The organism is Paenibacillus algorifonticola, from assembly GCF_000971975.1.
GTDB lineage: Bacteria > Bacillota > Bacilli > Paenibacillales > Paenibacillaceae > Pristimantibacillus > Pristimantibacillus algorifonticola.
The window spans coordinates 148,595-169,681 of the sequence record NZ_LAQO01000017.1 but is presented as its reverse complement, the minus strand read 5'-3'; the positions used below and the strand labels follow the sequence as shown (position 1 = coordinate 169,681).

At 47.0% G+C, this 21,087-nt stretch carries 19 protein-coding genes; 7 read left to right on the top strand and 12 right to left on the bottom strand.

What is annotated here, in order from left to right; all coding sequences use genetic code 11:
* The first annotated feature begins 216 nt into the window (after window positions 1-216).
* Together WH37_RS21875 and WH37_RS33880 are read left to right on the top strand one after the other, a co-directional pair.
* Complete coding sequence (locus tag WH37_RS21875; RefSeq protein ID WP_046232755.1) at window positions 217-1,062, top strand: aldo/keto reductase; 846 nt, start codon at window positions 217-219, stop codon at window positions 1,060-1,062.
* Window positions 1,063-1,278: 216 nt separating this feature from the next.
* A complete protein-coding gene (locus WH37_RS33880; RefSeq protein WP_052737139.1) occupies window positions 1,279-2,853 on the top strand; it encodes a diguanylate cyclase domain-containing protein in 1,575 nt (524 codons plus the stop codon).
* A gap of 3 nt (window positions 2,854-2,856) precedes the next feature.
* Here the strand turns inward: WH37_RS33880 and WH37_RS21865 are convergent, their stop codons facing one another.
* The 5 genes from WH37_RS21865 to WH37_RS21845 all read right to left on the bottom strand — a co-directional run bounded on the left by WH37_RS21865 (window position 2,857) and on the right by WH37_RS21845 (window position 8,271).
* Window positions 2,857-3,405 carry a DinB family protein gene (locus WH37_RS21865; protein WP_046232754.1) on the bottom strand — a complete coding sequence of 183 codons (549 nt, stop codon included), beginning with the start codon at window positions 3,403-3,405 and terminating at the stop codon, window positions 2,857-2,859.
* Between the two features lie 65 nt (window positions 3,406-3,470).
* Entirely contained in the window at window positions 3,471-4,418 is a 948-nt protein-coding gene (locus WH37_RS21860) for a helix-turn-helix transcriptional regulator (RefSeq protein ID WP_046232753.1), read from the bottom strand.
* Window positions 4,415-4,927: an SRPBCC family protein gene (locus WH37_RS21855; protein WP_231594315.1), complete on the bottom strand. Its 513-nt coding sequence runs from the start codon at window positions 4,925-4,927 to the stop codon at window positions 4,415-4,417. Before WH37_RS21855 ends, WH37_RS21860 begins: the two co-directional genes overlap by 4 nt.
* A 46-nt stretch (window positions 4,928-4,973) precedes the next feature.
* Window positions 4,974-6,482, bottom strand: a complete 1,509-nt coding sequence (locus tag WH37_RS21850; protein WP_046232752.1) for a response regulator transcription factor — start codon at window positions 6,480-6,482, stop codon at window positions 4,974-4,976.
* 16 nt (window positions 6,483-6,498) lie between these two features.
* Window positions 6,499-8,271 carry a sensor histidine kinase gene (locus WH37_RS21845; RefSeq protein WP_046232751.1) on the bottom strand — a complete coding sequence of 591 codons (1,773 nt, stop codon included), beginning with the start codon at window positions 8,269-8,271 and terminating at the stop codon, window positions 6,499-6,501.
* Between the two features lie 206 nt (window positions 8,272-8,477).
* Here WH37_RS21845 and WH37_RS21840 point away from each other — a divergent pair, with 206 nt between their 5' ends.
* From WH37_RS21840 to WH37_RS21830, 3 genes are all read left to right on the top strand, one after another.
* Window positions 8,478-9,794 carry an ABC transporter substrate-binding protein gene (locus WH37_RS21840; RefSeq protein WP_046232750.1) on the top strand — a complete coding sequence of 439 codons (1,317 nt, stop codon included), beginning with the start codon at window positions 8,478-8,480 and terminating at the stop codon, window positions 9,792-9,794.
* Between the two features lie 75 nt (window positions 9,795-9,869).
* The gene (locus tag WH37_RS21835; protein WP_046232749.1) at window positions 9,870-10,739 is read left to right on the top strand and encodes a carbohydrate ABC transporter permease; all 870 of its coding nucleotides are present in this window, start codon (window positions 9,870-9,872) and stop codon (window positions 10,737-10,739) included.
* Window positions 10,739-11,569 (top strand): carbohydrate ABC transporter permease, encoded by an 831-nt coding sequence (locus WH37_RS21830; protein WP_046232748.1) that lies wholly within the window; start codon window positions 10,739-10,741, stop codon window positions 11,567-11,569. The genes WH37_RS21835 and WH37_RS21830 overlap by 1 nt, the downstream gene beginning before the upstream one ends.
* Before the next feature lie 177 nt (window positions 11,570-11,746).
* On the opposite strand, the gene WH37_RS21825 is transcribed toward WH37_RS21830, so the two are convergent.
* The 3 genes from WH37_RS21825 to WH37_RS21815 all read right to left on the bottom strand — a co-directional run bounded on the left by WH37_RS21825 (window position 11,747) and on the right by WH37_RS21815 (window position 14,941).
* Window positions 11,747-13,279 (bottom strand): FAD-dependent oxidoreductase, encoded by a 1,533-nt coding sequence (locus WH37_RS21825; protein WP_046232747.1) that lies wholly within the window; start codon window positions 13,277-13,279, stop codon window positions 11,747-11,749.
* Window positions 13,280-13,510: 231 nt separating this feature from the next.
* On the bottom strand, window positions 13,511-14,575 hold the full coding sequence (locus tag WH37_RS21820) for an LLM class flavin-dependent oxidoreductase (RefSeq protein ID WP_046232746.1): 1,065 nt from the start codon (window positions 14,573-14,575) through the stop codon (window positions 13,511-13,513).
* A gap of 24 nt (window positions 14,576-14,599) precedes the next feature.
* Entirely contained in the window at window positions 14,600-14,941 is a 342-nt protein-coding gene (locus WH37_RS21815) for a zinc ribbon domain-containing protein YjdM (protein ID WP_046232745.1), read from the bottom strand.
* 289 nt (window positions 14,942-15,230) lie between these two features.
* Between WH37_RS21815 and WH37_RS21810 the strand changes: the two genes are divergently transcribed.
* A complete protein-coding gene (locus WH37_RS21810; RefSeq protein ID WP_046232744.1) occupies window positions 15,231-16,280 on the top strand; it encodes a bifunctional transcriptional activator/DNA repair enzyme AdaA in 1,050 nt (349 codons plus the stop codon).
* Between the two features lie 19 nt (window positions 16,281-16,299).
* Here the strand turns inward: WH37_RS21810 and WH37_RS21805 are convergent, their stop codons facing one another.
* The 3 genes from WH37_RS21805 to WH37_RS37115 all read right to left on the bottom strand — a co-directional run bounded on the left by WH37_RS21805 (window position 16,300) and on the right by WH37_RS37115 (window position 17,654).
* The gene (locus WH37_RS21805; RefSeq protein WP_046232743.1) at window positions 16,300-17,316 is read right to left on the bottom strand and encodes an SDR family oxidoreductase; all 1,017 of its coding nucleotides are present in this window, start codon (window positions 17,314-17,316) and stop codon (window positions 16,300-16,302) included.
* 96 nt (window positions 17,317-17,412) lie between these two features.
* Window positions 17,413-17,541, bottom strand: coding sequence for a hypothetical protein (locus WH37_RS37120; RefSeq protein WP_269431340.1), 129 nt, complete (start codon window positions 17,539-17,541; stop codon window positions 17,413-17,415).
* The gene (locus tag WH37_RS37115) at window positions 17,529-17,654 is read right to left on the bottom strand and encodes a hypothetical protein (RefSeq protein WP_269431339.1); all 126 of its coding nucleotides are present in this window, start codon (window positions 17,652-17,654) and stop codon (window positions 17,529-17,531) included. Before WH37_RS37115 ends, WH37_RS37120 begins: the two co-directional genes overlap by 13 nt.
* Before the next feature lie 108 nt (window positions 17,655-17,762).
* On the opposite strand from WH37_RS37115, the gene WH37_RS21795 reads away from it, so the two are divergent.
* Entirely contained in the window at window positions 17,763-19,652 is a 1,890-nt protein-coding gene (locus WH37_RS21795; protein WP_046232742.1) for a glycosyltransferase family 2 protein, read from the top strand.
* Between the two features lie 151 nt (window positions 19,653-19,803).
* Here WH37_RS21795 and WH37_RS21790 read toward each other — a convergent pair whose 3' ends face one another.
* The gene (locus WH37_RS21790; protein WP_046232741.1) at window positions 19,804-20,817 is read right to left on the bottom strand and encodes an NADP-dependent oxidoreductase; all 1,014 of its coding nucleotides are present in this window, start codon (window positions 20,815-20,817) and stop codon (window positions 19,804-19,806) included.
* Between the last annotated feature and the right edge of the window lie 270 nt (window positions 20,818-21,087).

Genomic DNA, 21,087 nt, shown 5'->3' with positions numbered 1-21,087 from the left:
AAAATACTACCCGAACACAAGGGGCGTGGAGAAAATGGCTGAGTGGCGGCCACATCTAAAGATTACTTTTTGGTATCATGGGTACTTTAAAGTACGTACTATTCTTTCCAGATGGAAGGGTGCATAATTACAGTTGTCAGCCAGCAACGAGTTAAATGCTGCAAATGAATTTGCGGCTCAAGTATACCTTTTATTTTTCAGGAGGAGAGTTTATTCATGACAGCACAACATTTGCAGGATACCGTCACGCTTCACAACGGCGTCAAAATGCCTTGGTTCGGACTTGGCGTATTTAAAGTAGAAGAAGGCGAGGAAGTCGTCAGTTCCGTTAAAGCAGCGATCAAAAATGGCTACCGCAGCATCGATACCGCTGCCGTGTATCAAAACGAGGAAGGCGTAGGCCAAGCAATCAAAGAAGCGCTTGAACAGTACGGGGTTGCCCGTGAAGAGCTGTTCGTTACCTCCAAAGTATGGAATGCCGATCTCGGTTACGAATCGACAATTGCCGCATACGAGACTAGCCTTGCAAAGCTGGGCCTGGAGTATCTGGACCTGTATTTAATCCACTGGCCTAAGGCTGGCAAATATAAAGAAGCTTGGCGCGCGCTGGAAACGTTGTATAAAGAAGGCCGCGTGAAAGCAATCGGCGTCAGCAACTTCCAGATTCATCATCTGCAGGATGTGCTGAAGGATGCAGAGATCAAACCCATGGTCAATCAGATTGAGCTGCACCCTCGCCTGACGCAGCAAGAGCTCAGAAGCTTCGCTAGCGGGCACGGTATTGTTATTGAAGCTTGGTCGCCTCTTATGCAGGGACAATTGCTGGATGAGCCTGTGTTAAAAGCAATTGCCGACAAGCATAGCAAATCGACGGCTCAAGTGATTTTGCGATGGGATTTGCAAAGTGGCATCATCACCATCCCTAAATCGATTAAAGAAAATCGGATTATTGAAAATGCCGCCATCTTCGACTTCGAGCTATCCGAAGAAGAAATGGCACAAATCGACGGCTTGAATCAAAATGTGCGCGTCGGTCCAGATCCGGACAACTTCAATTTCTAAATCTACATTAAAAATCGTACAGATTACCGCTCAAAGCGGTGCGGGCTGCCTTTAGGCCATTAAGGAGGGGAATATTCCCCTCCTTTTTTGCGGTCATATTTTCAAATGGAGCTTTAAATATATTTCAAATCGACAAATAGCGACGAACTGTCTAAAATGAGGGTAGATGCTCGTATAGCATGCAGATCAGATAAATCCGGAAGGGGCAGAGGGGCCTTGAGTCTGTCGGAAGTATTAGTTTCACTGGGTGCTTACTTGCTCCCGATGCTTTTATTTTTTTATATGGGTCTGGATGTTCTGTACCGCAACCCGAAGAAGATTGAGCATCAGCTCGTCAGTCTTATTATCGCTTGTTATTTTATTATGTTTATAGAGGAATACGTTCGGTTCTTGCTTCCCATTGAATATAGCCCGGCTCTCACAGCGTTGTGGTTTTCAAACGTTGGCATCGCCATACCTGGAATTGGCGTACATTTCATTTCCAAATTTTCCGGCATGGACAAGCGACTTCCGCGTTGGATTTATCCGTATATTTTCTACATCCCGCTGCTGATTATTCCCTTCAACATTTTTAGCAATCAAAAATACATTTCCTCCCAAGATTTCGTTCAAGTCGGCATTTGGAAATATCCTGTATATAATTTCCCTTATTTCGCCGCCATGACGGGCAGCATTCTGATTGCGATTGTCTATCTTGTGTTTCTATTGCTTGGACAAGCTCGGGTTAGAGCTTCTCAGGATCACGAACGGGAGCCCATTTATCGGCTTATGATTGCGGGCACCATTATTACGATGCTGTGGGTTGTTTTTTTTGGCTATTTCCAATTCGAAAATACACTGCCCCCTTATTCTTATTTATACGGCGGTCTTGTCTGGTGCTTTATGCTGCGGCTCGCTATGCAAAGATTTGAGTTTCTCAACTCCAATAAACAGCGATATGAGCAACTGTTCAATTTAAATCCAGCCGCTATTTTGCTCGTTGAGAGCTCCGGCACCATTAAAGAAGCCAATCCAAGTGCAAAGCAGCTATTTGACCATTTACAGCTGGAGCATGCTGGACTCGATGCGTTAGCTAGTGCCGAGCTGAAAAAAAGGCTCAGAAACCAGCTGGAAATTAAAGAGCTGGAGACGAAAATTCATAATGGAGAAAGAGAGCTTACGGTGCTGATTGATGGGGATTATGTGACGGTGGATAATGAACCGCATGTCATTCTTATTTTCCGCAATATTACGCTCATCAAGGAGCATCAGGAACAGATTGCCTTTCTCGCCTACCATGACGCGCTGACCGAATTGCCGAACCGCCGCTTCTTCTATGAAAGGCTGGCGGCGGCAATAGCGGAAGCCGAGCGGAAGGAGCAGCAGCTCGCTGTCGTGTTGATTGACCTGGATGAATTTAAAGAAACGAATGACCGCTTCGGGCATGATGCGGGCGATGCTCTGCTGCGGCATACAGCTGGGCTCATTAAAGAAAGCGTCGGCGGTCAAGGCATGGTAGCAAGGCTGGGCGGCGACGAATTCGTCCTATTCATCAGCCCGCTCCCTTCTACCGATTGCGTTTACGAGATTATTCCTGAGATTGAGGAACGCTTCGCGAGCCGTTCACTGCGCTACGGCAATGAGCAGTTGTTCGCCAAGCTCAGTATGGGGATCAGCCTTTATCCGCGAGACGGACTGGATGGGGATTCCTTGCTGAACCGTGCAGATAAAGCGATGTACAAGCTAAAGCGCGAACGCAAGCTGCGGAAGCACAATATCGATCAGCTCACGCAGTCGCATTCAATCCTGTAGCTGCTAAATCGAAGCTGCAAAAGGCTTCAAACGCTCCAGCTGACGCAGATGATGGCGGAAATGCATTTCTATGAGCAAAAACCATTCCTTGGCATTCATTTCACCAAAACCCGGATGCGGAATCGTACGATGCTCCGGCGCCCCCGCAAGCGTTGGCTCCAGCTCCTTCATGCGGCTCAGTACTTCACCCATTCCTTGTATCAGCTCTTCTTTACTGCTAGGCTGGATGGGCGTATACCCCGGAAACGGATCAACGTGAACGCGTATTGGCGGCAAGCTGCCTTCAGCAAAAATGGCATTTTTCCTTTCATTCATTTCGCTAGTTGAATCGCTTGGGCTAACGGAAGCTTGCGTCTCCTCGCTTAAGCATTGCTCGGCAGAACTAAGCTGCATGTATAGCGCACTGTTGATCAGATGGACATATACCTGTCCGATCGACCATTCATTTTCGGCTGGCTTTTGCTGCAGCTGCTCAAGCGTGAACAAGTCCAGCTCCCGTTCATATTGCTCCTTCAATGGTTCAAATTGCTTCAAAGATTGTAACGTATTCATCAATTTGCACAGCCCCTTTGGGTAAGATAGCCCCATTATAAGAAAAAGCTACTGACATCAGTATGTCAGTAGCTTTCCAAAATTTTGGCGGCTTCCGCCCGAACCTGCAGACGCAGCGATTCCGGCTCCAGCACAACGACGCCTGAACCCCAGCCTAGTATCCAGTGCAACAGCTCCTCCTGCACACGAACAAGAAAATTTACGTACAGGCCATCCTCGGTCTCCTCTAAAGATTCCATATAAAAGTTATTTTGTTCCTTCACTTTATCTGCGATAGTGGGGTTCACCCATATTCGCACGGGCAGCTTGCGGTCATTTTCGGGCACATAAGCTTGCAGATCAAAATCCTGCGGCCGTTTGAAGCGCTCATCCAGCAAAGCAAGCTGCTCCATGCGCGACAAGCGGAAATGGCGCAGTGATGCCCTTAGCTCGCAATAGGCCAGCAGCAGCCAATTGCCCTGCGTAAGCACGAGTCCATACGGCGCTACTATCCGGGTGCTATGCCGATTTCCGTCCTCGTCAGCATACGTTTTCTTATAGTGGAGACGTATTTTGCGCTGCTCCAATATAGCGGTGCGCAAAATATTGATTTTTTGTTTATCCACTCCACCCGCAAGCGGGTCATAGGGTGCCAGCAGCTTGATGGCTGCGCGAACGCGGTCCGCTTCCTCACGGACATGCTCCGGCAGTATAGCCTCGATCTTCCCGCGGGCAGCGCCCGCCTTCGACGTATATCCCTCATCAAACTGCTGCTCGACAAAAACAGTGCCGATCAACAAGGTCACCGCCTCCTCCACGGTAAAGCTCACAGGCGGCAGAAAATAGCCCTCCATGAGCGAATAGCCAACACCAGGCTCTCCTATAAGTGGAACACCGGATTCGCTGAGCGCCTGCATATCTCGGTAAATCGTGCGAACGCTCGTCTCGAATACCGCAGCCAAATCCTCGGCGCGCATCATGCCTTTACGCTGGAGCTCCAGTACAATCGCCAACAATCGCTCTGTTTTATTCATAAAGAGACGTTGCCTTGCTCACGATACGGCGTCAGAAGCTCGATATAGCGCGGGTACCATTGCTTCCAATCACTATCACGCGAATCATGCGACTGCCCATTCAGCAGCGCTTCAATAACATCGAGGCACACATGCCATCCGGCCAAATCCTTTGGGGTATGGTCATTCAACTCAGTCAATTGCTCCACAAGCAGCAGGCGGCAGCCCTCGGCTTCTTGATGCAGCTCAAAGCGTACAACATTGTCATCCCAAGCGAACGCCAGCACAGTACCCGGCTCCAGCTCGAAAATTTCCATCGGCATAAGCTCACCATTGCCCATATCGAAGGTCATGCTGCCGCCTTTGCGCAGCTCTGATACACGCAGCTCGGCAAACCACAGCGCCAGCTTGTCATTATCGGTAAGCATCGCCCATACCTGCTCCGCCGAATGGTTCCAAAACCGCTCAAATCGAGCATAATAGCCCTTCTCCAACTTTTCAATAACCGCTATTGCGTCGCTTGTCATCATCGTTGATCCTCCTATTTTCATGTTTGATGAAACGGTTGCCTGCGCTCTATAAGCTCTTTAGCTGCTCCTTATACTCCGTCGGGCTGCACCCAGCATATTCCTTGAACACTTTGGAAAAATAGTGCTGGTCGCTGAACGATAGCACATCGGACAGCTCTTTAATTTTCATCTCCGGCTTCGTTTCCAGCAGCCGGCACGCCTCCTTGATTTTCAAATTCAAGTAGTAGTGGACGAATGTTTTCTCGGCATATTTCTTCATGATTCGGCTGATATAGGAGGGGCTGACATGAAATCGCTGCGCGAGATCGGCAATGGATACATGCGAATACATATTCATCTGCACATACTCGTCGATTTGCTGAAACAGCTCGGAGCCGCTTTTGCGATTTTGATTTTGCAGCAGCTCAAAGCATTGCTCGGCCCACAACAGCAACTGCGCGGTAAAATCGGCAAAGCTGTCCAGCTCCAGCAGTGCATTTGCCTGCTCCGTCAGCTTGAGCCTATTCCACGGGTCCTGCTCAGAGAGGGAGCCGCTGAAAGCCTCGGTCAGCAGCGCCAGAAAGCGCTCCAGCTCTGCCAGGCGGACGTTGCTGCTCTGCCATTTTTGCAGCTGCTCGGTCAACTTCAAGGCGAAGCGCTCCTTCTGGCGCTGGCGAATCATGTCCACGAAGCTGTTCGAGAGCCGCTCAGTTACACCTGAATCGGCGTTCAGTGGAAGCGCAGCGAAACCGTTATCCAGCAGCAGCGGCCCTGCAATCGATAGCTGCTCCTTCATAAGCCGCGACATTTGCTGATAAAACTCCGCCAAGCTTCCGTCCCTGACAGCCTGCAGCTGGCCGCATAACGAGGCGTATAAGCCTTCTGCGAGCAAGCCGGCGCGTGCCGCCTCCATGCATTCATAAGCTGACGGATATTTGTCTTTAACGGAAAGATTGATCATGATGAAAAACTGGTAAGGCTGCTGCGTCGGAAAGATCCAGCACGCATGCGGAGCAAATACCTCTGTCAGCCTTGCTTGCAGCACGCTCAGCTTCCAGCTTGGTTTATTGGGCGAGAAAGGCTGCTTATGGATAAGAAAGGGCGCTTTCGCCTGCTCGCGAAATTTCGGCCCCAGTCTAAGCTCCGCGTGAAAACCTGGATCAACAATGTCCTTGAAGCTCCCAGCTTCCCCCGATTGCTGCTCACCTAACTGAACAATAACCCGCTCCATGACCTCCTGCAGCTGAGGGCGCTCAACCGGCTTCAGTAAATAATCGAACACCTGCAAACTCAGCGCCTTACGCGTATATTCAAAATCGTTGTAGCCGCTAATCAGCACAACCTTAAGCTGCGGCTGCAGCAGCTTCGCCTGCTCGATGAGTGCCAGCCCATCCATTTTTGGCATTCGAATATCCGTCAGCAAAATGTCGATGTGCTGCTCCCGCATGCACGCCAGCGCTTCTTCACCATTCGCAGCTGTGGCGGCAATATAGATTGGCAGCCCTGTCGCTTGCAGCAGCACTTTAATATTTCGGAGGATCGGCTTGCTGTCTTCTGCGATCAAGACATTAAACATCGTCTATCCCTCCTCATCAATAAAAATCCTTCGTCAGTGATGCGATAATTTGAATCGTTGCGCCTTTTCCTGTATCTGCATTGTTGTAAACATTGAAAAACAGGCGATTTTTGTACATCAGCTTGAGCCGGTTGACCGTATTCACCATGCCCATGTTGCCAATGCCCGTGCTGTTCGTCTGCAGCTCAAGCGCCCCAGAATCGGAATCATGAATGTTCCCGAGTATTTCTTTGATTTTATCGTCGGCGAACCCTTCGCCATTATCGCTAATCTCAATTGCCCATAGTCCGTTATACAGCTTAAAGCGAATCGAAATTCGCCAAGGCGGATCGGTATTTTTAAAAGCATGCTCAATACAGTTTTCAACAAAGGGTTGGATAACGAGCCTCGGCAGCTGGATCAAACCTGTTATATCATCGGACTCAATGTCCCACTCCAGATCATCCTCATATTTCTGCTGAACGAGCGACAAGTAATTTCGCGTATAGGCCAGCTCGTCCGACAGCGATACATGCTGATAAGGGGAAGATACGACATAGCGCAGGCTGTCCGACAGCTGCTTGCACATATCCTGCACGACCTGATCCTTGCCCTCCTGTGCCGCTATACTGATCAAATAAAGCACATTATGGATAAAATGAGGCGCGATTTGCGCTTGCAGCGCTGAATTCCGCGCTTTAATTTCCTCATGCAGCGCCAGCTTCTCGCGCTCAATCGATTGCTGCAGCCGCTCCAGCAGCTCCTGAAACGCCTCATTGAGCAAAATCAGCTCATTATTATGCGAGCGGCTATCCACCTTCACATTCATATTGCTGTAGTTCACGCGCAAAATTTGACTGCGCAGCTTGCGAATCGGCAGCAATAAATTTTTAGCAGAAAAATAAATGTAAAAAAAGGAAAACAGCATTAACGAAGTAATGAGCAGGATGGAAATGTTCCTAATCGAACTAACAGGGCCGAGCACCGCTTGTTTCGGCGTTACAATGTAGGTTGTCCAGTCTGAGCTGCCCGATTGGTAATAGGTAATATAGTTTTGCTGCTCGTCCATATACATGCCGCTCGCCCCCGACCTTGGTTCCAACGCAGGCAGCGTTTTTTCCACTACGGCATTTTTCGAGCTGGAAATCAGCTGTCCGTCTTGTCCGAGAACAAAAACCTCGCTGTCCGCCAGTCCCTCGGCCGGCATTTCCAAATATGCCTGATCTAGCTGGATCGACAAATAGCCAAATATTTCGCCATTTTGATTCATAATCGGGCGTATGAACGAGACTCTCCCTGTCTGCTCCCGCTGAAGCAAGTAGCCTTTGCGACTCCAAATTTCCGAGGTTTCGCCGAGCTCAAGCAGCGGCTTCAAGGAGGGCGGGGTCATGTCGTAGCCAATATAAGAGGCAATCACAGAGCCTTCTAAATTGTAAATAATCATATCCTGAATGTTCAAGCTGGGCCCAATCGCCTGAAACATAATATCCTTCAGCTTGCGGCTGCGGGATAATCCTTCAAACGTTTGGGAAGCGGCGTCGTCCGTAAGCATTATAAAAATATCTTTATTGGACAAAATACGTTGAGAAAGCTGATTTTGGCTATCGATATAAATATCGAGCTGATCGCTGACCTTCTCTGCTGACATCAGCTTTTCATTTTCGGTTTTCTCTTTAAGAGGTTGAATAACAATCAAGTTGACATAGACCAGGAAGCTGCCAAGTACGATAAGCAGCAGCACAACGAACGTTAGAAAAAACTTGGTTTGAAGACTCGCTTGGAATTGGTTTTTACCGAACTTGCGATTCATGATAGCCAGCCGTATTCCTCCTCACACGCTTTAATGCTCCTACTGTACCATTTGCGGATATAAGCGGACAAGCGGTGATTGGTTCAGAATATTACACATGAAAGGTAAATGACAAACATGTACCTCACTGGCTTTAAAGTCTATAATCGAACCTGTAACCGCATTCAGAATGATTCACATACATTTCAATACGGGGGGATTTAAAAATGAATCACAAGATGAAAAAAGTTGCAACGGGCGTCATCGCAAGCTTACTGGCTTTGTCACTCGCGGCATGCGGATCAAACAGCAATAGCCCAGCAGGTACAGCAAGCAACGGAGGAAGCAGCAGCGGAAGTAAAGTAACGCTGGAGCTGGCGATTTCGAAGAGCTCGCAGGACTCCGCTTTTGTAGCGCAAGACCTTCTTGATGCTTTTGAAAAAGAGACAAATATTAAAGTTAATCTTCAACTGCTGCCAGCTGAGCAGACAGCAACTGTTCTGCAAACGAAGCTAGCTGTTGACGAAACACCAGATATTATTCAGTACAACCTTGCTAGCGCCGTAACCGACCTGAACTTGGAGCGCAATTTTGAAATTTTGGATAGCGAGCCATGGGTTAGCCGCCTGTTGAACAAAGATGTACTGTCGGCTAATGATCATGTTTACAGCTTCCATGTTAGCCAAGACACTGGCATGCAAGGCGTTGTGTACAACAAGGATATGTTCAAGGAACTGAACCTGTCGATTCCGACAACATTCGAAGAGTTCCTTGCGGTATGTGAAGCGATTAAGGCAAGCGGCGTTACACCTGTATTCATGCCTTTCAAGGATAATTGGGCAGCTAACATCTGGCCAGCAGCAGCATTCGCAGATTATGCAGCGAAAAATGATCCAACCTTGTTCGATGAACTGAACAGCAACAAGAAAAAATGGACAGACATCCCTGAGTTCGCAAATCTGCTGGATCAACAGTACCAAGTATTCAAAAAAGGCTATACCAACCCTGATATTTTAAGCGACAGCTACGATATGGCCGTTGGTAAATTCTTGGATAAAGAAGTAGCGATGATGTTCATGGGCGACTGGCTGATTGAGAACGTAGCGGAAAAAGACCCTAGCATCCATCTTGGACTGTTCGCGATTCCTTCTTCCAAAGATGCAAGCCTCGGCGCAAGCCCGCTCGGTGGACAGCTGTTCATTCCTAAAAAAGCGAAGCACATGGCTGAAGCTAAAAAATTCCTTGAGTTCATCGCTTCTAAAGAGCAAGCACAAAAAATTGTTGATTCACAGGGCTATGTTTCCAACTTCAACGATGTGACGACTCCTAAGCTGCCGGATTACAAGCAAGAAATCGTAGATAACTACATTACACCGAAGAAAACCGTTCTGACTACAGATGCGCATATGCTGGTTGACCGCAGCGAGCTGTACAGAAATCTGCAAGATCAGTTCGCTGGCGCCAAAACACCAGAAGAAGTGCTGTCTGCTTGGAACGACAAGTTTGCACAGTTGATGAAAGATAAAGGCGTTGCCGGATTCTAATTGATTGAACACTAGGCAGAATAAGGTCCTTCAGGGCTTTATTCTGCCCCAAGCTGTTATGGAGCGTGATTACAGATGAAGACAAAAAGCTTATATCCTTATTATCTAATATGGCCGGCCCTATTCGTTTATTGTGTATTTTTCGTATTGCCCGCCCTCATCGGCTTGTTTTACTCCTTTACGGACTGGCGGCTTGACCGCGAAACGCTTAAATTTATCGGTTGGGACAATTTCAAACAAATTTTTTCCGACAAGACGCTCGTTTTAGCCCTTAAAAACACCTTTATTTTCGCGATTGTTACGGTTATCGGAAAAAACGTGCTTGGTATCGCTTTAGCTATTGGCTTGAACATGCGACTGAAATCCAAAAATCTGCTTCGCGCGATTTTTTACTCGCCGTCGATTTTGAGCGTTCTAGTTATCAGTATTGTGTTCACGCCAATGCTGCGTACAGATGGCACCATCAATAAATTTCTGGAAGCAATCGGTCTGGGTGTCTTTGGCCAATCATGGCTAACCGATCCATCGATTGTTATTTGGACCGTTGCCCTCGTGTCGATCTGGCAGCATACCGGATTCCAGATGGCGATCTATCTGGCTGGACTCCAGTCTATTTCCAAAGAATATTATGAAGCAGCGACGATTGACGGCGCAGGCGCGTGGAGCACGTTCAGCAAAATTACGCTGCCGTTATTGCTGCCCGCTATCAATATCAATCTCATGCTGACGCTCATTGGCGGCTTGAAGGTATTTTCCGAAGTATTCGTCCTTACTGGCGGCGGGCCGGGCAACGCTTCCCAGGTTGTCGGAACGATTATTCTCCGTGCTTTCGGAGAAGGCAGCTGGGGCATGGGTACAGCAATCAATACGCTGCTGTTCGCGGCGGTTACCGTTATTTCCATTCCGCTGCTGATCTTCATGCGTCGTAAGGAGGTTGCTGAATAATGAGTTACACACGTAAACTTGCGCTCCGCAACTATATCGTCGAAATTTTTCTGCTGGTCGCTTCCCTGATCATTATTGTGCCTTTGCTGATGATGATTTTCGGTTCCTTTATGACCAGCTCCGAGGTACTGCGCTTTAAGCTTGCGCTTCCGGACAAATGGATGTTCTCCAACTATACGCAGGTTTTTAAAGAAGGCGGCCTTGGCCGTGCCTTCCTGAATGGCCTGCTGATTACTGGCGTATCTTCCATCGTCAACATTATTACCTCTTCAGCCGCCGCTTTCATTCTGGTGCGGAGAGAATCGAAGCTGTCGAGCTTCCTGTATATGTTTTTCTTTATGGGACTTATCGCTCCCATGTCGATTATTACGACGATTCGTGTCGTACAATGGCTGGGCTTCTACGGCAGCATTACGAGTGTTATATTCATTTACGCCGCTTTGAACGTCGCGTTCAGCGTGTTCCTGTATAGCGGTTTTATCAAATCGATACCGAGAGCTCTCGATGAAGTAGCTTTCCTGGAAGGCGCGAGCATGCTCGCTGTATTCTTCCGCATTATTACACCGCTCATTGTTCCGGTGAACGCCACTGTGGCGATTATGGTGTTTATGTCGGTATGGAATGATATTACGATTCCGCTTTATTTCCTCACCGACAGCTCCGACTGGACGATGCCGCTATCTGTTTACAATTTTTACGGAAAATACAGCAGGGACTGGAACCTGATCTTCGCCGATCTGGTTATGACATCTCTCCCCGTGCTTGTGCTTTACCTGTTCGCACAGAAATACATCGTCAGCGGCCTTACAGCTGGCGCGGTCAAAGGTTGACCGCCACACTCCCCCCAAGCCCTCGCGCCGGACTGCCATCTCCTGCGCGGGGGCTTTTTCTCATCATCTGTTGAATACTAAAAAGAGTCTCTGCCGCTGAGAACGGCAAAGACTCTTGAACTCCAGCCTATAATCGATCGACCAGTACCGTATTTGCTTTGTTTGATGGGCTGTCGTTTACAAGTGCAGTCGTGTCAACGGCTGCTTGGCAGGCCCCTCCATAACATCACCTTCGTAGGAGAAGCGCGAGCCGTGGCATGGACAGTCCCAAGTGCGTTCCCCGTCATTCCACTCGACCTCACAACCCATATGCGTACACGTGGTATCGACCAGGTGAAGCTGGTCCTCCTTGTCTCGATAACCACCCGCTCTTCGGCCATGGAGCGTAATAGCTCCCCCTTCATCCTTGAGCAGCTCTTCTGGCTTTCTATGGACCATTTCAAGCTTGCCTGCTATTAAATGCTTTGCTACATCGACATTGTCGGAGACCAGTTTTTGTACCGTGTGCCAGCTAAGCGATCGTGAAGGAGAATACAGCTCTATATAAGGGTTCTCCTTCTCCAGCAGCAAATCTCTAAGCAGGAGAGCAGCGGCCGTTCCCGATGTCATTCCCCATTTGCGATATCCCGTGGCGACATACACATTGGAAACTGAGCTTGTTAACGGTCCAATGAATGGTATTTTGTCTCCTGTGACAAGATCCTGCGCAGACCATCTATAGCTGATCTCCTTGAGCTTGAAATGTTCCGCGGCAAACTGCTGCAAGGCTTCATAATGATTAATGGTGCATATGCCTTGTCCCGTCTTATGGCTCTGGCCTCCGATAAGAACGAGTCTGTCCCCATTGTCGGTTTGCACACTGCGAATAGATCGTTTGGGTTCATCAGCGCTCAAATACATGCCGCTCGGATACGCTTCGTCTAATTTAACACCGAGAACGTAGGAGCGATCAGCATGCATTCTTGCAAAATAAAACCCGCCTCCGTCATGAAACGGGAAATGTGTACAGCTAACCACATACCGGCAGCTTACGTGATAGCCATCTCTTGTTATTATTTTGGCGGTTGATCCATTTTCAATATCGAAGGCTGTTGTATACTCGAACACCTCTCCGCCTATGTTCACGAACTCCTTTACGAGAGCAGACAAATAACGCAGGGGGTGAAACTGTGCTTGAAGAGGCATCGTTATGGCACCTAGCGCTGGAATGGGCAATGAAATGCTTTTCTGATAAGAGCTGGGAATGCCCAATGTATTATAGGCTTGGAGCTCTTTCTCCAATTTAGAAAGTCCGCTGTCCGTGTTCGTGTAAATACACGCATCCTGTTCCTCAAAGCCGCAATCCATATTAAGCTGTTTGACCGTTGATCGAATAAATTGCAGCGCATCCATATTCGCCTGGTAATAGAGTGAGGCTTTTTCTTTTCCTTCACGCTGGATTAATTCATCATAGATCAGGTCATGTTGGGCGGTGATTTTGGCGGTCGTATGGCCCGTTGTGCCATTCAGAAGCCTGCCAGCCTCAATTAATGCAACTTTAAAACCAGCTTTTGCTAGAACATATGCCGTAGTGATACCCGAGATCCCGCCGCCAATTACAGCAACATCTGTTTCGTGATTGTGCTTTAGTGCAGGGAATTCCTGAACCGTGTCGCAAGAAGCCTGCCAATACGCCTCTGGAAACGTTGGGAATGCTATTGAGTTCGTCAAAGCTTCTGCCTCCTTATAGGTTTGCTGGTTTTAATATGTTCGAAAAATGGGAATCTATACATATTCTCGAATACCCAGTACTTGATTTTTTCTTTGTAGAGGAGGATAAGCATTAGTCTGATTATGATTTAGTAGAAGTAGTCTTAAAATAAAAAGGAACCCAAGTTTCCATGGATTCCTTCTCTTCTTGCCTTATGCATGTCTCTTTTTTGATGTGGCTATAGTTCGTCTTTAGTTCGTCTTTCCTTCGTTTTCCGCTTCCCACTTGGCAATTTCTTCGCGCACTCGCGGTGCAACCTCCGTGCCAAGCAGCTTGATCGCGTTCATCACGTCCTCATGCGGCATCGTACCAAGCGGCGTATGGAGCAAAAACCTTGTAATGCCGACATGCTTGCGCAGGTTAATTATTTTGCGGGCAACCGTCTCCGGATCGCCTACATAAAGCGCGCCTTCAATGCTGCGGGCAGCGTCAAAGCTGGAACGGTCATAATGCCCCCAGCCCCGCTCTTTGCCAAGCACATTCATAACCGCTTGCGTCGATGGGAAAAACGTGTCCGCGGCAAGCTGCGTCGTCTCCGCAATAAAGCCATGCGAGTGCGAAGCGATGGGCAGCTTCGAGGCATCATGCCCCGCATGGGCGGCGGCTCTTTTATACAGCTGCACCAGAGGCGCAAAATTCATCGGACTGCCCCCGATAATAGCGAGAACAAGCGGCAGTCCGAGCAGGCCCGCGCGGACAACCGATTCCTGATTGCCGCCGCTGCCAATCCATACCGGCAAAGGGTTCTGAACGGGGCGTGGGTAAACGCCAAGATTGTTAATGGCCGGGCGGTGGCCGCCTTCCCAGGTTACCTTCTCAGATTCACGAATTTTCAGCAGCAGCGCCAGCTTCTCATCAAACAGCTCATTATAGTGGTCCAGATCATAGCCGAACAACGGAAACGATTCAATGAAGGAGCCGCGTCCTGCCATAATTTCCGCACGTCCGTTTGAAATGCCGTCCAGCGTAGCAAAATCCTGAAACACGCGCACAGGATCAGCGGAAGACAGCACCGTAACGGCGCTCGTCAATCGAATCTGCTTCGTTTGTGCGGCAGCTGCCGCCAAAATAACAACTGGAGAGGAGGCCGCATAATCTTGGCGATGATGCTCCCCTACTCCATAAACATCAAGCCCAACCTGATCCGCAAGCACGATTTCTTCAACGACCTCGCGAATACGCTGAGCATGGCTCATAACCTCTCCGGTCTCTACATCGGGTGAGGTTTCGACAAACGTACTAATGCCTATTTCCACCGTAAAATCCCTCCTGCTTCCACTCTATATTTTTTTAACAAACTCTGATTTCAGCTTCATGGCGCCAAAACCGTCAATTTTGCAATCAATATCATGATCGCCGTCGACGAGACGGATGTTTTTGACCTTGGTGCCAATTTTGACGACGAGCGAGCTGCCTTTGACCTTCAAATCTTTAATGACCGTGACCGAATCACCGTCGCTCAGTACATTGCCGTTCGAATCTTTTACAACCTTCTCCTCTTCATTCGCACCATCCTGCGCATTTTCATTCCATTCATGCGCGCATTCCGGGCAAACGAGCATCAGCCCATCCTCGTATGTATATGGTGACTGACACTGTGGACAATTTGGCAAGCTAGACATATGATAATGTCCTCCATTCCTGTTACTTTAATCGTTACGACTTCACTTGGAAGTTTCATTATAAACGGGAATATAGCAAGCGTAAACGGCTGAAGCCATCCTCCGGCGGTAAAGCTGCCGTTTCGCGGTGAAATATAAGTCCTATTTATAAGCTACAACTTATAAATTCTTATATTTCAAAAAACCATGCTGCACCTCTGCACGGAAAAATCAATGCCTGATTTTCGGCTGCAGCGGCTGTCAGGAAGCTATATAATAAAATCCATCAGAAAAGTAAGGGGCGAATGCCATGATACCTGCCGAACGTTATCCCGAATGCTACCTTGCCTTAGTGGAGAAAAATACCGAATATGAGGGCGTTTTTTATGTTGGAGTCAAAACGACCGGAGTATTTTGCAGGCCAACCTGTCCGGCTCGCAAGCCCAAGTTTGAAAACTGCGAGTTTTATGAAACGGCCCAGCAGGCATTGCTTGCTTCTTTCCGTCCTTGTCAGCGCTGCCAGCCGCTTTCCCATCCGAATCAGGTGTCAGAGGTCGTTCGTCTGCTCGTTGAAGCGGTGGAGCAAAACCCGGAAAAACGCTGGAAGGGACAGGATTTCAAAAATTTGTCCGTCGATGAATCAACGGCTCGCCGCCAATTTAAACAGCGCTTCGGCATGACCTTCGTCGAATATGCCCGTGCCCGCCGTATGGGAATCGCCTTGAAAAACATTAGATCTGGCCAATCGGTTATTGATACGCAGCTCACAACCGGCTATGAATCCAGCAGCGGGTTTCGTGATGCTTTTTCACGAATTATGGGCGCAGCTCCTACTTTATTGGAAGATAGCAAGGTGCTAAAAGCCGCTTGGATCGATACGCGGCTCGGCCCGATGATGGCCATTGGCGATGAGCAGCACTTGTATTTATTGGAGTTTGTAGATCGGAGGGGCCTTGAGCGCGAGGTCGAGCGGCTGCGCAAAAGGACAAAATCCGCGATCATTCCCGGTACAACCGCATCCATTCAATCCATTGAACAGGAGCTGGAGCTTTATTTTGACGGGAAATTGTCGGATTTTAAGACGCCGCTATTTTTATTAGGCTCGCCGTTTCAGCAAAGCGTGTGGGCACAGCTGGTGCAGATACCGCCGGGCGAAACCCGCTCCTACTCTGACATTGCGGTCGCACTTGAAAAACCGACAGCCTTTCGCGCGGTCGCACAGGCCAATGGTGCCAATCAGCTGGCTATCATCATCCCCTGTCATCGCGTTATTAATTCGAACGGTGAGTTGGGCGGCTACGGAGGCGGATTGTCTCGAAAAAACTGGCTGCTCAAGCATGAGAAACAAGCATCATGCTGAAGCAGCCGCTTTGAACTAGCTATTCGGCTAGCGCCTTTTCGGCAGCAGCCAGGGCATTTACAACTTTATCGCACCAGAGATCGAATTCCTCGTCCACCTTCTGATGCTCCGGATTCGCCAGAATGTGGGCAACTGTCTGCTTGATGCCTTGATCAAGCCGCGTCGTAGCTGCAAACTCAGGAACGAGTCTTTTCAGCTTCGCATTGTCAAAGACGACGGAGTTCGCCTTGTCGCCCAGCAAGCCGCCCCGGAAATCGTATTTGCTGCTCGCAGCCAGAAATTCAGAAGCCACATGAACCGCATTCAGCTTCACACCTAGCGCATCAGCGATGATTTCATAAATTTGATTCCAGGTTACCGACTCATCCGACGTAATATGAATGGATTCGCCAATCGCATGAATGTTGCCCATCAGTCCGATGAAGCCTTTAGCAAAATCGCTGTTATGCGTCATCGTCCAGAGGGACGTGCCGTCACCATGGATAATGACCGGTTTATTTTCAAGCATACGCCTTGCGACCTGCCAGCTTCCGTTATTGCCATGCACGCCCAGCGGAATCGAGCGCTCGTCGTACGTATGGCTTGGCCTTACAATCGTGATCGGGAAGCCTTGCTCGCGGTACTGCTTGGTCAAATACTCTTCACATGCAATTTTGTTGCGGGAATATTCCCAATAGGGATTGGATAATGGCGTTCCTTCGGTGATGCGATAATCAGAAAACGGTGTCTGATAGGCTGAAGCTGAGCTAATAAACATAAACTGCTTGGTTTTTCCCTTGAATAAGCGGTAATCCCGCTCCAGCTGCTCTGGCTTGAAGGCGATAAAATCCGCAACTACATCAAATGACAGATCGGCAATAAGCTCTGCTACCTGTGCCTCATTATTAATATCTGCTTTAATGCTATGTACACCTGCTGGTAAATCAGCATTTCTTGTTCCCCGGTTCAAAAGATAAAGCTCGCATCCACTCTCTACTAACTGCTTCGTAATGGCAGAACTAATCGTACCCGTTCCTCCAATAAATAGCGCTTTCATAAAACACCTCCGTTAGTATGGTATTGCTTTAAAAGCTGTTTCTTTTCTTCTTAATGATAGCATGGAGCACGCGTGAATACTACGACTAAGCGTTCATTATTCGTCTGTATTGTCCTCTCCGAATTCCTCGCAACGGTCAAAGATTTTTTCAAAATCATCCTCGTCGATCAGATGCTTGATGACTTCCTCAATTCGTGAGCGGCTGCATTCGTCTACCAGCAGCATATCGCTGCCCCATTTTCAAATGTGACGATAGCATCTGTGTTGTCATCATGGATATCCCAGCCGTTTTCCCACTGCTCCGCTTCAATCCAGATGGTGTAAGACATGTTTTTCATGAGCATTCCTCCTGAACTCTCTAATCTATTTTCAATTTATAACCGAATAGTATAGAGAGACATTATGTTATTACGATACAAAAAAAATAAGAAGGTGAATTCCGTACGATGAAAAAAAACACTATTCAGCACAACCGTCAACAAATTTCTCAAGCTTTGTACGAAATAGATCAGCTTTTAGAATCCGGTACAGCGGATCTTGCGATAGATCGCTATATTCACTTAGTTAATATACTGGAGGAATCTACATATGAATCCGATTCTAATATGAAAGCAGACGTCTATTCATCATTTGCATTTTCACTTTTTGGAATGTCTCAATATGAGTATTTTTTTGAGATGCTGATTAAGGCACAAAATCATGGATATTCCCAAGAAAAAATAGAAGAAATTTTGATGGCAGCATTTATTGAGCCTAACTTACAAGAATATCAAGCTGTCTATGAAGCAAATATACAATTTTTGCAGTCAAATGGTTTTCTGAGCATGACCAAAAACATACCTGTTGAAGAGCTTCCTTATTGGCTGCTTCCTACAGGTAACGCCGATGAATACTACCTTTATCATAAGGAAAACAAACAAATCCTTGAAAAAATCGTTCTTTTCAAATTTATAGATATACAACCAGTTCCTCCGTCTGATGCATTCGCTGATTATCTAATTGTGGAGAACTGGAGCTGGACTAATATTTTAACTTGTACGAATACAATCAAAAAAGAAAATAAGAAAGCATACATTGTAGTAAAAGAAATCGAGAAATGGCTTTCCTGCCTTCAAGGCGCTTTACTAAATAAAGATATTCTGTCTAATGTAATGATTTTTGATAGCTATGACGGTGCAAATAACTATTTTAAACAATCAAATGCCTATCTTCCTAGAAATATAGTTGATCTTGCTGATGATGCTAACAATCCGCAGCTACTCATTGATAACATCCATGCCTACCGCTTAGACAAAGCGAATCGAGCAGGTGATCGAGTTTTATTAAGCATTTGTATTCCAAGCTTTAATAGAGGAAGCCGGGCTTATGATAATATTAAGCATTTAATGGGAACTTATTATGATGAAGAAATTGAATTTATTATATCCAATAACGGTACTGAGAATGAAACAATGGATTTCTATGCTAAGATCGGGCAATTGGATGATGCTCGGCTAAAATACTTTGCTTTCGATAAAAATCAAGGGTTTGCGATTAACTGCAGCAAAGTAATAGATATGGCGGAAGGAAAATTTGTTTTATTAGTTAGTGATGAGGATCTGGTAAATTTAGATGTGCTAGATCAAATTATGAATATGTTAAACAAATCAACTGAAACGATAGCACTAATGAGAACATCCTCTACCACCCAGAGTAGACAATTGGATAATACAGCAGCAGCCGGGGAACCAGCCTTGTTGAAATATATGTTAACTTCAAACTATATGTCGGGAATTATTTATAACAATGAGATCCTCAAAAAACATAAAGGTACCGAGTTTGTAAAAGAAAATCTGGATAACAGCGTTTGCTATTGGTATCCACACATGTTTTGGGAATTGCTGGTTTGCCAATTCGGTGTTGCTCTAGGAACTTCTATTAATTTAATACAAGAGGGAGCGGTTGAAGAGGCTGACTATGAAAATATCAGCATCGGAGATGGCAGTATCTCCATCCCATATTACGCTTCTGTTAAAGGCCGTTTAGAGCAATATAGCGACTTTTTAAAACTTTTTAAAAATTTAGAGATTTGTAATCCGCTTCTTTTACGGAAAATGCATATTATTCTTTGTGCTAAAACGTTGTTTTTAGTTAAAATTTCCATAAAAAAATATTACAATAAAACAGATACAAATCCTCTTGCTATCTTAGAAAATTCATATAAATACATAATAGATAAAGATGAATATCGTTTAAAAATATCTGACAATCCAAAATCATATTTTGAAGATTTAGTATATATAGAAAAAAGGTATAATGATCTTAAACATGAAATCATGAGTCTTTCGAATGTTTAATTCTTCAATACAGTTAATGAATAACTTCCGTAACCAATGACATTAAACCCTGAAGCAAAGCTCCCTTTGTTTTCAAACAACTTAAAATTGGGGTTGTTCAGTTGCCAGCTTCTCTAACTGAACACCCCCATAAACATTTACAATCAGCTCGCTAAAGAATCTTAACCAGCATTTTACCCATATTCTTGCCTTCAAACAGCTGTAGGAACGCTTGAGGCACTTTGTCGAAGCCTTCAACAATCGTCTCCTCGTATTTCAGCTTGCCTTCTCCGAGCCACTGTCCTAGCGCCTGAATGCCTTCTTCTGTACGGTCAGCGTAGTCGCCCAGCACGAAGCCTTTAATAAGCGAACGCGTCTTGATCAGCTGCGTCTGTATCCGGGGACCGATGTCTCCCGATTTGCTGTTGTATGAGGAAATAGCGCCACATAGCGGAATGCGCGCATGCGTGTTCAGCAACAGCATCACCTGATCGGAAATGTCGCCGCCGACATTGTCAAAATAAACATCGACTCCATTCGGACATGCCGCTTCCAGCGCTTTGCCTAAATCGCCGACCGTCTTGTAGTTAATCGTCTCGTCGAAGCCGAGCTCTTGCTTCAAATAGCTGGTCTTCTCATCCGTTCCCGCTATGCCGACGACACGAGCGCCCTTGAGCTTGGCAATTTGCCCAACAATCATGCCGACCGCGCCTGCTGCGCCAGATACGACCACGGTTTCCCCTGCCTTAGGCTGTCCAATATCCAGCAAACCGAAATAGGCAGTCAGCCCTGTAAGCCCCAAAACGCCCAAATAAGCCGACAATGGCGCCATTTGATCATCTACCTTGCGAACGCTGGCGGCATCCACGACATTGTACAGCTTCCAGCCCAGCATGCCGAGCACTTTATCTCCAACTGCAAACTGCTCGGATTTCGATTCGACAATCTCGCCCACAACGCCGCCGACTATCGCCTCGCCTAAGGCAAATGGAGGAATATACGACTTGCTGTCATTCATCCGTCCCCGCATATACGGATCAACAGATAAATACAGGCTGCGTACGACAACCTGCCCTTCTGCCGGCTGTTCCACCGCTGCGTCTTTCATCGCGAAATGCTGCTCTGTCGGCATGCTCTCAGGCCGTGCTGCCAACACGATCATACGATTATTTAAAGCTTGGTTCATGACTTAAAAACCTTCTTCCTTGTTTTAAAATAATATATCCATTTTACCGGGCGGCATTCTTGGAGCCCGAGCCACAATAAAGGTTTTGCAAAGCACAGCTATCGTTGTATTTAAGAAAATAACATACTGGGGATGAAGTTTCAATGTTCGATTTTCATCGAACCGTTTTCGCAATTGGCATATTTATGATCCAAACGGTGGAAACAGCAAACAACCGACGCCTATTTAGGCGCCGGTTGTTTGCCTTGCTTTTGTGACTTGGTTTTGTGG